This is a genomic window from Pseudomonas sp. NPDC087626 (genome assembly GCF_044743405.1).
Taxonomy (GTDB): domain Bacteria; phylum Pseudomonadota; class Gammaproteobacteria; order Pseudomonadales; family Pseudomonadaceae; genus Aquipseudomonas.
The window spans coordinates 20,617-31,777 of the sequence record NZ_JBIUWJ010000017.1; the positions used below are offsets into that span (position 1 = coordinate 20,617).

Genomic DNA, 11,161 nt, shown 5'->3' on the forward strand with positions numbered 1-11,161 from the left:
TTCAAAGGGCGCGTACGATAAAGAAAAGTCACCACAGGCGCCAGGGTTATTGCGGCGCAGAGCCTTGATTTTCCTGGCGGCGATCTTTCCTGCGAATGTTAAAGACTGCGATTGGCCCATCTGGTTCCTGCAACTCGTCAGGGGCAAGCAATTGTTACCCGCGCCCCCTTGATTACACGGGGGTGAAACAGGCCACTTAAAAGCTTTTTGACAGCATCACATTTCAACAGGTTAGAATCGCTGGCACGCAGACTGCATGGTCAGTTCGCGCCCGCCTTTCAGCTTTCCGGAGTACTGCCTTTGAATGCGACGACCATCAACAGCCTGTTCTTGATCGGCGCGTTGCTGGTAGGTGCGAGCATTCTAGTAAGTTCACTTTCCTCCCGTCTGGGCATCCCGATTCTGGTGATCATCCTGGCCGTGGGCATGGCCGCCGGCGTCGACGGTGGCGGCATCATTTTCGATAACTACCCCACCGCGTACCTGGTCGGCAACCTGGCCCTGGCCGTGATCCTGCTCGATGGCGGCTTGCGCACCAGGGTTTCGAGCTTTCGCGTGGCGTTATGGCCAGCGTTATCGCTGGCCACCGTCGGGGTGCTGATCACCACCGGGCTGACCGGCATGGCCGCGGCCTGGCTGTTCGACCTGAACCTGATCCAGGGCCTGTTGATCGGCGCCATCGTCGGCTCCACCGATGCCGCGGCGGTGTTCTCCCTGCTCGGCGGCAAGGGCCTCAACGAACGTGTGACGGCCACCCTGGAAATCGAGTCCGGCAGCAACGACCCGATGGCGGTGTTCCTCACCGTGACCTTGATCGACATGCTCGCCAGCGGCCAGACCGGCCTGCACTGGAGCCTGCTGACTCACCTGCTGCGCGAGTTCGGCATCGGCGGCCTGATTGGCCTGGGCGGTGGCTGGCTGATGCTGCAGATGGTCAACCGGATCAACCTGGCCACCGGTCTGTACCCGATCCTGGTGATCGCCGGTGGCCTGGTGGTCTTTGCCCTGACCAACGCCCTGCACGGCAGTGGTTTCCTCGCGGTGTACCTGTGTGGCCTGGTGATCGGCAACCGCCCGGTGCGCAGCCGCCACGGCATTTTGCACATGCTCGACGGCATGGCATGGCTGGCGCAAATCGGCATGTTCCTGGTGTTGGGCCTGCTGGTAACGCCCCACGACCTGCTGCCGATCGCCCTGCCGGCCCTTGGCCTGGCCCTGTGGATGATCCTGTTTGCCCGGCCGCTGTCGGTGATGGTCGGCCTGCTGCCGTTCAAGGCTTTCCATGGCCGGGAAAAGGTGTTCATTTCCTGGGTCGGCCTGCGCGGCGCGGTACCGATCATTCTCGCGGTGTTCCCGCTGATGGCCGGGCTGCCCAACGCCCAGCTGTACTTCAACCTGGCGTTCTTCATCGTGCTGGTGTCGCTGCTGGTCCAGGGCACGAGCCTGCCGTGGGTGGCCAAGCTGCTGAAGGTGACGGTGCCGCCGGAGCCCGCGCCGATCTCCCGCGCAGCCCTGGAAGTGCACGTGACCAGCGAGTGGGAACTGTTCGTTTACCGTCTCGGCGCGGAAAAGTGGTGCATCGGCGCAGCCCTGCGCGAGCTGAAAATGCCCGAAGGCACCCGCATCGCTGCCCTGTTTCGCGGCCAGCAACTGCTCCATCCGTCGGGTAGTACGGTGCTCGAAGTCGATGATTTGCTCTGCGTGATCGGCCATGAACACAACCTCCCGGCCCTCGGAAAGCTGTTCAGCCAGGCCCCGCAACGGGGCCTCGACCTGCGTTTTTTCGGCGACTTCGTTCTCGAAGGCGACGCCCAGCTGGGCGCGGTTTCCGCGCTGTACGGGCTGCAACTCGAAGGGGTCGATCCGGACATGCCGCTGGGCCGCTTCATTACCCAGAAAGTCGGCGGCGCTCCGGTGGTAGGTGACCAGGTGGAATGGAACAACACCATCTGGACGGTTGCGGTCATGGACGGGAACAAGATTGCCAAAGTGGGCGTCAGATTCCCCGAAGGAAGTCGCCCGGGCCCCGGCTTGTTCCTCTAAACTCCTTTTTCCGCCACGTTTTCGATCGGTCTCTATGCCAACCCTGCGCACATTTTTAGCTGTAGCCCTGTTGGGGCTGAGTCTTTCCGTCGGCACCCTGCAGGCGGCCGAACCACCTTCCGCTGACACCGTGCAGAAGAGCCTGGACAAGATCGCCGAACGCAAACTGCCCGAGGCCGATCAAAAAGCCCTGCAAGCGGTACTGCAACAGACCCTGACCCAGCTGTCGAACAAGGCCGATTACGACAAGCGCCTCAACGACCTCAAGCAACAGCTGAGCACCGCGCCCAAGCAGAACATCGAGAACCAGCGCGAACTGGACCGTCTCGAGGCGACCAAGGTGATCCCGGTTGCCCAGCGCTACGCCAACCTGAGCGTGCCGCAGCTCGAACAGATGCTCACCGAGCGCAGTACCCAGCAAAGCGACCTGCAAAAGGCCCTGGCCGATGCCAATAGCCTGATCATCACGGCCCAGACCCGCCCCGAGCGCGCCCAGGCTGAAATCAGCAGCAGCCAGACCCGCATCCTGCAGATCAACAACATCCTCAAGACCGGCAAGGACAACGGCAAGACTCTCTCCAACGAGCAACGCGACCTGCTCAACGCCGAGCTCGCCGCCCTGAATGCGCTGATCCCGTTGCGCCGCCAGGAACTGGCCGGCAACAGTCAGTTACAGGACTTGGGCAACAGCCAGCACGACCTGCTGACCGAACGCACTGTGCGTATGGAGCGGGAGATCCAGGACCTGCAGACCCTGATCAACCAGAAACGCCTGGCACAGTCCCAGGAGACGGTTACCCAGCAGTCGATCGAAGCCCAGAAAGCCGGCGGCAGCAGCCTGCTCGCCACCGAAAGCGCGGCCAACCTGAAGCTCTCCGACTACCTGCTCAAAAGCACCGACCGCCTCAACGAACTGACCCAGCAGAACCTGCAAACCAAGCAGCAGCTCGACACCGTGACCCAGAGCGACGCGGCGCTGGATGAACAGATCAGCGTCCTCAAGGGCAGCCTGCTGCTGTCGAAGATCCTCTACAAGCAAAAGCAGGCCTTGCCCCGCTTGCGCCTGGACCGCGACCTGGCCGACCAGATTGCCGACATCCGCCTGTACCAATTCGAAGTCAATCAGCAACGCGAGCTGATCAGCAATCCCACAGCCTATGTGGATAACTTGCTGGCAGCCCAACCGCCGGACCAGGTTACCCCGCAACTGCGCAAGAACCTGCTGGAGCTGGCACTGACCCGGGTCGACCTGCTGGAGCGCCTGAACCGTGAGCTGAGCGCCCTGCTCAACGAATCCATCACCCTGCAGTTGAACCAGAAGCAACTGCTGACCACCGCCCAGAACCTGCGCTCGACCCTCGACGAACAGATGTTCTGGATCCCCAGCAACAAGCCGCTGGACCTGGAATGGCTGCGGGCCGTGCCGACGCGCCTGGAAAAGCAGATCAACACCCTGCCCTGGACCTCGACCCTGACCGAGCTGAGTGACGGCCTGATCCAGCGACCGCTGCTGTTCACCCCGCTGGCGCTGCTGATCGGCTTTCTACTGTGGCGCCGCAAGTACCTGTATGGCCGCCTGAACAAGGTCCACCAGGATATCGGGCACTTCAAGCGCGACAGTCAATGGCACACGCCCCAGGCAATTCTGATCAATGTGCTGCTGGCGATGCCGGTTTCCCTGGCACTGGCGCTGTGTGGCTACGCCTTGCAGATCGACGCCCGCGGGCAAAACACCAACCTCGGTGCGGCCCTGCTGCAAGTGTCCCAGGCCTGGCTGGTGTTCTACACCGCCTACCGGATCCTGGCTCCCGGCGGCGTGGCGCAGTTGCACTTCCGCTGGGAAAAACCCCAGGTCGAGTTCCTTCGCGGCTGGATCCGGCGCCTGGGCGTGGTGGTGATCGCGCTGGTCGCCGTGGTAGCGGTGGCCGAGTTGCAACCGGCGGCACTGGCCGATGATGTGCTGGGCATCGGCGTGGTGCTGACCTGCTACGCCCTGATGGCCTGGCTGCTCAGTCGCCTGTTGCTCCACAGCCCGACCCACAACAACGCCTCGCTGTTTCGCAAGGCGGTCGGGGTGATGTTCACCGCGCTGCCCGTGGCGCTGTTCATTGCCGTGTGCTTTGGCTACTTCTACACCGCCCTGAAGCTCAGCGACCGGTTGATCAACACCCTGTACCTGTTGATGTTCTGGCTGGTGATCGAGGCCACCTTCGTGCGTGGCCTGTCCGTGGCGGCTCGGCGCCTGGCCTACCAGCGGGCGTTGACCAAGCGCCTGGCGGCCAAGGAAGCCGGCGATGGCGAAGTGGTGGTCGAAGAACCGACGCTGGACATCGAGAAGGTCAACGAGCAATCCCTGCGCCTGATCCGCCTGGCCCTGCTGGGTGGCTTCATTGCCGCCCTGTACTGGGTCTGGGCCGACCTGATCACGGTGTTCTCGTACCTGGACAACATCACCCTCTACGAATACACCAGCGGCACCGGCGCCAACATGAGCATGGTGCCGATCAGCATCGGCGACATGCTCGGCGCCCTGATCATCATCGGCATCACCATGGCCCTGGCGCGCAACCTGCCCGGCCTGCTGGAAGTGCTGGTGCTGTCCAAGCTTGACCTGGCCCAGGGCAGCGCCTACGCCACCACCACCTTGCTGACCTACGTGATCGCCGGCATCGGTTTCGTGACCACCCTGTCGACCCTCGGGGTCAGTTGGGACAAGCTGCAATGGCTGGTGGCGGCGCTCTCGGTCGGCCTGGGTTTCGGCATGCAGGAAATCTTCGCCAACTTCATCTCCGGGATCATGATCCTGTTCGAGCGTCCGGTACGCATCGGCGACACCATCACCATCGGCAACCTGTCGGGCACGGTGAGCAAAATCCGCATCCGCGCAACCACCATCACCGACTTCGACCGCAAGGACATCATCGTCCCGAACAAGACGTTCATCACCGGGCAACTGATCAACTGGTCGCTGACCGATACCATCACCCGTGTGACGCTCAAGCTTGGCGTGGACTATGGCTCGGACCTGGACCTGGTCAAGGAGCTGCTGCTCAAGGCCGCCCGCGACAACCCGCGGGTGCTCAAGGAGCCGGAGCCCCACGTGTACTTCCTGAACTTCGGCGAAAGCACCCTGGATCACGAACTGCGCGTGCACGTGCGTGACCTGGGTGACCGCAACCCGGTCCTCGACGAGATCAACCGGTTCATCAACCGCGAGTTCAAGAAGCAGCACATCAACATCTCGTTCCGGCAGATGGAGGTGTACCTGAAGAACCTCCACGGCCAGGAATACAAGATGGTGCCGATCGAACCGGAAGCGAAAACCATCGTTGCGGCAAAGGACCTCCCTGGCGAGCAACAACCACCCGCGCCGAAACTCGACTAACCGGGCAATCCCCAGCAGAATGCTCGGACATTCTGCTGGAGATGGCCGTTGAAAGCCCTCGACGAACTGACCTTCGACAACCGCTTCGCTCGCCTGGGCGACGCGTTCTCAACCCATGTCCTGCCCGAGCCCATCAGCGAGCCGCGCCTGGTCGTGGCCAGCCCCGCTGCCATGGCCTTGCTGGACCTCGACCCGGCGGTGGCCGAGACCCCGGTGTTCGCCGAGCTGTTCGGCGGTCACAAACTGTGGGCAGAAGCCGAACCCCGGGCAATGGTCTACTCCGGGCATCAGTTCGGTTCCTACAACCCGCAACTGGGCGATGGCCGCGGGCTATTGCTGGGCGAGGTCTACAACCAGGCCGGCGAGCATTGGGACCTGCACCTCAAGGGGGCCGGGCAGACGCCCTACTCACGCATGGGCGATGGCCGCGCCGTGCTGCGCTCCTCGATCCGCGAGTTCCTCGCCTCGGAAGCGCTGCACGCACTGGGTATCCCGAGCAGCCGCGCGCTGTGTGTGATCGGCTCCAGCACACCGGTGTGGCGCGAGAAACAGGAACGGGCGGCGATGGTCCTGCGCCTGGCGCCGAGCCACGTGCGTTTCGGCCACTTTGAATACTTCTACTACACCAAACGTCCCGAGCAACAGAAGGCCCTCGGCGAACACGTCCTGGCGCAACACTTCCCCGAGTGCCTGGAACAGCCGGAACCTTACCTGGCGATGTTCCGCGAAATCGTCGAGCGCAACGCCGAGCTGATTGCCAAGTGGCAGGCCTATGGGTTCTGCCATGGGGTGATGAACACCGACAACATGTCGATCCTGGGCATCACCTTCGACTTCGGGCCATTCGCCTTTCTCGACGATTTCGATGCCCACTTCATCTGCAACCACTCCGATGACCAGGGCCGCTACTCGTTCAGCAATCAGGTACCGATCGGCCAGTGGAACCTCAGCGCCCTGGCGCAGGCCCTGACGCCATTCATCAGTGTCGAAGCCCTGCGCGAGGCCCTGAGCCTGTACTTGCCGCTGTTCCAGGCCCATTACCTGGACCTGATGCGCCGACGCCTGGGCCTGACCACCGGCGAAGACAGTGACCAGACCCTGGTCGAGCAGCTACTGCAGTTAATGCAAAACAGTGCCGTCGACTACAGCCTGTTTTTCCGCCGCCTCGGCGATCAGGCACCCGAGCAGGCCCTAGCCCGCTTGCGCGATGACTTTGTCGACATCCAGGGTTTCGATGCGTGGGGCGAGCGTTACAGCGCCCGGGTGGCCCGTGAAGGGGTGGTTGACCAGGAACAGCGCCGCACACGGATGCACGCGGTCAACCCGCTGTACATTCTGCGCAACTATCTGGCGCAAAAAGCCATCGATGCGGCAGAAAATGGCGACTATTGCGAAGTCCGCCGCCTGCACGCGGTGCTGAGCAAGCCGTTCGAGCAACAACCGGGAATGGACAGCTACGCTGAACGCCCGCCGGAATGGGGCAAGCATCTGGAGATCAGTTGTTCGTCGTGAGGTGAGTCAGATAAAGACTTCAACCGACACGCTAAAGCGCTCGGCCAACCAGCGGACTTGGCGCAGGTTGAGCTGGCGCTTGCCACTCAGGATTTCGGACACGACCGACTGAGGGCCGACGCCAGGCAGGTCGCTCTGGCTGAGGCCGTGTTCACGCATCAAGTAGCCAAGAATCTCGACCCCGCTAGGCTTGGGCATCGGGTGATGCTTATGGTCCCACTCCTCAATCCAGTCACCAATGATATCCACCAGGCTCATCAGCGGGTGGGACTCATCACCGCCCGTCATCTCGAGCAACTCGTCCAGCGCATGCGCCAGCAGGTCATAGTCATCTTCACTTTTCGGTTTTCGAAGCAGCGGTGAGACAAACTCCCAATGCTCGGCAGCTTTTTTGATCAGTACACTCATGCTTTTTCCTCCTTCCACTTGCCGCGGTCATATTCGCGATGATCCAGCACATGCTTGATATAAAGCTTTTGCGATCGATATCTGACAAAAGCTATCAACCGCAGCTTGTTGCCACCGATATCGAAAACATGAAGCTCACCTACCTTGTCGACAGCAGGGAATGTGGCTCTCATCGCCGCAAATCCGACGGTTTGCTTCCTTTGGCTAATTGATACCAATGGTCCAGCGCATTGGCTGCCATTGGCCATCTGACCTTGGCTTCACGTACTCCTTTTTCGGTGAGAACATGCATGCAACATCCTTATCGCATTTTGCTATGGGGAGTTAATCACAGATAAAAGATATCGCAAGTTGCGATAATCCGAAGTAGACCAGCGGTCTGGCTCGGTACGACTCAGCCTAGTTTTAACGCTGATCACTGCGCGATTGAAAACATGAGCAAACGTCTCCAACTAGGTGATATCAGCTTCCCATTGGATATCACTCATGACCGACCCACTCCTCATCCCCTGCCCCCACTGCAACGGCCTCAACCGCATTCCCGCCGAGCGCCTCAACGACCATCCGAAATGCGGGCGCTGCAAGGCCGAAGTCCTGCTGAACAAGCCGTTTGAATTGAAGCAAGGCGACTACGCCAGCCAGATCAAGGGCGATCTGCCGCTGCTGGTGGATGTGTGGGCGGACTGGTGCGGGCCATGCAAATCGTTTGCACCGGTGTTCGAGCAGGCGGCCGGGCAACTGGCGGGCAAATGCCGCCTGGCCAAGCTGGACAGCGAGGCCAATCAGCAATTGTCGGCTCAGTTGGCGATTCGCTCGATTCCCAGCCTGATCCTGTTCAAGAACGGCCGGGAAGTGGCGCGCCAGAGCGGGGCCATGGCATTACCGCAATTGCTTGGCTGGCTACGCGCACAGGGCATCTGATGCGCGCGTGAAGGTCAGGAGTGTTCCAACAGATTGTGCAGGTCGACGAACTGTTGGGTCAGTTTATGCCGCGGGTCGAGGTGGATCAGCGGCATGTTGGCCTGGTGCGACTCACGCATGCGCACCGAACTGCCCAGGTACACCGGCAACACGGGCAGGCCTTCGGCAATCAACTCATCGAGCATCTGCTGTGGCAGGCTGGCCCGCGCCTGGAATTGGTTGACCACGATGCCTTCGACCTCCAGGCCTTCGTTGTGGTCTTCCTTCAATTCTTCGATCTCCGCCAGCAGGCCGTACAGCGCCTGACGGGAAAAGCTGTCGCAATCAAAGGGAATCAACACGCGATCGGCGGCGATCAACGCTGAAACCGCATAAAAGTTCAGGGCTGGCGGGGTGTCGAGGTAGATCCTGTCGTAGTCTTCGGCCAGTTCGTCGAGCAATTTGCGCAGCTTGTTGATCTTGTGCTTCGCCTCAAGCTTGGGCTGCAGGTCGGCCAGTTCAGCCGTGGCGGTGATCACGTGCAGGTTGTCGAACGGGGTTTCATAGATATCCACCCGGTTCTTCTTCGAGAACGGCCCGGACGACAGGGTCTGCTTGAAGAAGTCGGCAATCCCCATCGGAATGTCATTGCCGGTCAGCCCGGTGAGGTATTGAGTGGAATTGGCCTGGGCATCGAGATCCACCAGCAGGGTGCGATAGCCCTCGCTGGCGCTGACCGCCGCCAGATTGCAGGCAATACTGGATTTGCCCACGCCACCTTTCTGATTGAACACCACGCGCCGCATTGCAAAACCTCCGTGTATCAAAGAATGACCGAGTGTAGTAGGCCTCGATGCCGCTTAGCTACCTTGGCGGCAAACAGACTACAGAGTCAGCTGCAATCTCTTCGAGTTAACCAGCGCGATCTTCCAATGACTGAAGAAGTGGCTGGCAGATTTTCCCGGCGAAAACCGCAGAATTACCCCGCCGCCGATTACTTGAGAACGCCCATCATCTACTGAACAAAATGTAACCAGCATTTGCTACAAGCCAACAGCACCGGGATAATGCGCGACACTCGGCCTCTGTGCCACGCCAGGTCTGTCGCCGATCGAAACGACTTACCGCGTCAAGGAAGCCCGCAGGGGCGGGAAGAATTCAGTGATCACATTCAGCATCGCCCAATGGCGCGCCTGGGCCCCTGGGCTCGTAAGCGTGGACGACTGGCAAGCCTGGAGCCGCCAACCGGTGGTACTCCCGGCCAGCGATGAAGCTCCCGACGTATCCTTTCTTCCAGCCATGCAGCGCCGCCGCCTGAGCCGCCTGGCCCGCATGGCCTTCAGCGTCGGCTGGCCGCTGGCCGAAGGTCGCGAGCAACTGCCATTGGTGTTCGTGTCCCGTCATGGTGAAACCCCGCGCACCTTCGAGATCCTCAGCGACCTGGCGACCGAGCAACCGCTGTCGCCTACCCAGTTCAGCCTGTCAGTGCACAATGCGATCATCGGACTGTGGTCGATCATGCGCGGGGAAACCAGCGAAATGACCGCCCTGGCCGCCGCCGGTGACGGCCTCGAACATGGCGTGCTGGAAGCTGCGGCCCTGCTCGACGAGGGTGCACCGGCAGTGCTGCTGGTGGTGACCGAAGATCAGCCCCCCCAGGCCTACTCACCGTGGATCGACGACGTGCCGTTTCCCTACGCCGTCGGCTTGCTGCTGACCCCCGGTAAAGACTGGCAGCTGTCCCTGAACAGCGCAGCGGATCCGTTGTCCAAAGCCCACTGGCCCCACGCGCTGAATCTGTTACCTGTGCTCCTCGGCCAGGAGACTTCTTGCCAACATGCCTGGAAAAATCGTGTATGGACCTGGCAACGCAATCCGTGACCGAAAAAAACCGCGACGCCTACTACTGGCGCCTGCTGGCGACGGCTGCCAGCTTTGCCCTGTTCGGGTTGGGCGGGCTGTGCCTGCGGCTGGTGGTTTTTCCGGTACTCGGTTGCTTGCCCGCAGATGCCCCGACCCACAGGCGGCGGGCACGCGCGACAGTCAGCCGACTATTCTGGCTGTTTGTGCGGTTCATGGCCCGTACCGGCGTGCTGACCTACGACATCCAGGGCGCAGAACGCCTCGGCCGTCCGGGACAGATGATCATGGCCAATCACCCGTCGCTGATCGACGTAGTGTTTCTGATCGGCCTGGTGCGCCACGCCAATTGCGTGGTCAAGCAAAGCCTTTGGGAGAACCCCTTTACCCGCAGTCCGCTACGCTGCACTGAATACATCAGCAACGACGGCAGCATGGACATGCTCGATGCCGCCGCCGACGCGCTCAGGAGCGGGCAAACCCTGATTATCTTCCCGGAAGGCACACGCACCCAGCCCGGCCAGCCACCGGCCTTCCATCGTGGAGGGGCGGCCATTGCCCTGCGGGGTGCGAGCATCCTCACCCCGGTGATAATCAAGGTCAGCCCGACCACCCTGACCAAAGCCGAACCCTGGTACCGGATCCCCAAGCGCCGCGTGCACTTCAGTTTCCGCGTGGGGGCCGATATAGACCCACAAGCCTTCGCCGCGATGGGGCCTGCGCCGCAGGCCTCGCGCAAGCTCAACGACTACTTGCATCATTACTATATTAAGGAGCTCGCCGAAGATGAGCGAACTGCACCGTGAGATAAAACTGCTGATCATCGATTCCCTGGGCCTGGAGGATATCGGTGTCGATGACATTGGCGATGAGCAGACGCTCTTCGGCGAAGGCCTGGGCCTGGACTCCGTGGATGCCCTGGAGCTGGGCCTGGCGATCCAGAAAAAGTACGGCATCAAGATCGATGCCGACGCCAAGGACACCCGCAACCACTTCATCAATGTGGCGAGCCTTGCGGCGTTCGTCACGGCAAAACAGGCAGCTTGAGACCGG

The 11,161-nt window shown here is 61.3% G+C and carries 9 protein-coding genes and 1 pseudogene; 7 read left to right on the forward strand and 3 right to left on the reverse strand.

The window, feature by feature from the left end; translation table 11 throughout:
* Positions 1-300: 300 nt before the first annotated feature.
* From ACIOVD_RS15880 to selO, 3 genes are read left to right on the forward strand one after another with little or no spacing between them, the layout of a single operon-like run.
* Positions 301-2,043, forward strand: a complete 1,743-nt coding sequence (locus tag ACIOVD_RS15880; protein WP_095167167.1) for a potassium/proton antiporter — start codon at positions 301-303, stop codon at positions 2,041-2,043.
* Positions 2,044-2,077: 34 nt separating this feature from the next.
* The gene (gene mscK / locus ACIOVD_RS15885; protein WP_401128968.1) at positions 2,078-5,428 is read left to right on the forward strand and encodes a mechanosensitive channel MscK; all 3,351 of its coding nucleotides are present in this window, start codon (positions 2,078-2,080) and stop codon (positions 5,426-5,428) included.
* Between the two features lie 48 nt (positions 5,429-5,476).
* Positions 5,477-6,940 carry a protein adenylyltransferase SelO gene (gene selO, locus ACIOVD_RS15890; RefSeq protein ID WP_401128971.1) on the forward strand — a complete coding sequence of 488 codons (1,464 nt, stop codon included), beginning with the start codon at positions 5,477-5,479 and terminating at the stop codon, positions 6,938-6,940.
* 6 nt (positions 6,941-6,946) lie between these two features.
* Here the strand turns inward: selO and ACIOVD_RS15895 are convergent, their stop codons facing one another.
* Complete coding sequence (locus tag ACIOVD_RS15895; protein ID WP_401128974.1) at positions 6,947-7,348, reverse strand: type II toxin-antitoxin system HigA family antitoxin; 402 nt, start codon at positions 7,346-7,348, stop codon at positions 6,947-6,949.
* A pseudogene (locus tag ACIOVD_RS15900) lies at positions 7,345-7,640 on the reverse strand (type II toxin-antitoxin system HigB family toxin). Before ACIOVD_RS15900 ends, ACIOVD_RS15895 begins: the two are co-directional and overlap by 4 nt.
* 194 nt (positions 7,641-7,834) lie before the next feature.
* Between ACIOVD_RS15900 and trxC the strand changes: the two are divergent.
* Positions 7,835-8,269: a thioredoxin TrxC gene (gene trxC / locus ACIOVD_RS15905; RefSeq protein WP_401128977.1), complete on the forward strand. Its 435-nt coding sequence runs from the start codon at positions 7,835-7,837 to the stop codon at positions 8,267-8,269.
* Positions 8,270-8,283: 14 nt separating this feature from the next.
* Here trxC and ACIOVD_RS15910 read toward each other — a convergent pair whose 3' ends face one another.
* Positions 8,284-9,054, reverse strand: coding sequence for a ParA family protein (locus ACIOVD_RS15910; RefSeq protein ID WP_159993322.1), 771 nt, complete (start codon positions 9,052-9,054; stop codon positions 8,284-8,286).
* A gap of 355 nt (positions 9,055-9,409) precedes the next feature.
* On the opposite strand from ACIOVD_RS15910, the gene ACIOVD_RS15915 reads away from it, so the two are divergent.
* The 3 genes from ACIOVD_RS15915 to ACIOVD_RS15925 are packed head-to-tail and all read left to right on the forward strand — an operon-like array spanning position 9,410 to position 11,155.
* Positions 9,410-10,129 (forward strand): beta-ketoacyl synthase chain length factor, encoded by a 720-nt coding sequence (locus ACIOVD_RS15915; protein ID WP_401128981.1) that lies wholly within the window; start codon positions 9,410-9,412, stop codon positions 10,127-10,129.
* A complete protein-coding gene (locus ACIOVD_RS15920) occupies positions 10,105-10,914 on the forward strand; it encodes a 1-acyl-sn-glycerol-3-phosphate acyltransferase (RefSeq protein ID WP_159993320.1) in 810 nt (269 codons plus the stop codon). Before ACIOVD_RS15915 ends, ACIOVD_RS15920 begins: the two co-directional genes overlap by 25 nt.
* The gene (locus tag ACIOVD_RS15925; RefSeq protein WP_095167183.1) at positions 10,895-11,155 is read left to right on the forward strand and encodes a phosphopantetheine-binding protein; all 261 of its coding nucleotides are present in this window, start codon (positions 10,895-10,897) and stop codon (positions 11,153-11,155) included. The genes ACIOVD_RS15920 and ACIOVD_RS15925 overlap by 20 nt, the downstream gene beginning before the upstream one ends.
* Positions 11,156-11,161 lie beyond the last annotated feature (6 nt).

Excerpts from the sequence above, each read along its gene's own strand:
- mscK (WP_401128968.1), top strand. The coding sequence starts at position 2,078 with ATGCCAACCCTGCGCACATTTTTAGCTGTAGCCCTGTTGGGGCTGAGT.
- ACIOVD_RS15895 (WP_401128974.1), bottom strand. The coding sequence starts at position 7,348 with ATGAGTGTACTGATCAAAAAAGCTGCCGAGCATTGGGAGTTTGTCTCA.
- trxC (WP_401128977.1), top strand. The coding sequence starts at position 7,835 with ATGACCGACCCACTCCTCATCCCCTGCCCCCACTGCAACGGCCTCAAC.
- ACIOVD_RS15910 (WP_159993322.1), bottom strand. The coding sequence starts at position 9,054 with ATGCGGCGCGTGGTGTTCAATCAGAAAGGTGGCGTGGGCAAATCCAGT.
- ACIOVD_RS15920 (WP_159993320.1), top strand. The coding sequence starts at position 10,105 with ATGGACCTGGCAACGCAATCCGTGACCGAAAAAAACCGCGACGCCTAC.
- ACIOVD_RS15925 (WP_095167183.1), top strand. The coding sequence starts at position 10,895 with ATGAGCGAACTGCACCGTGAGATAAAACTGCTGATCATCGATTCCCTG.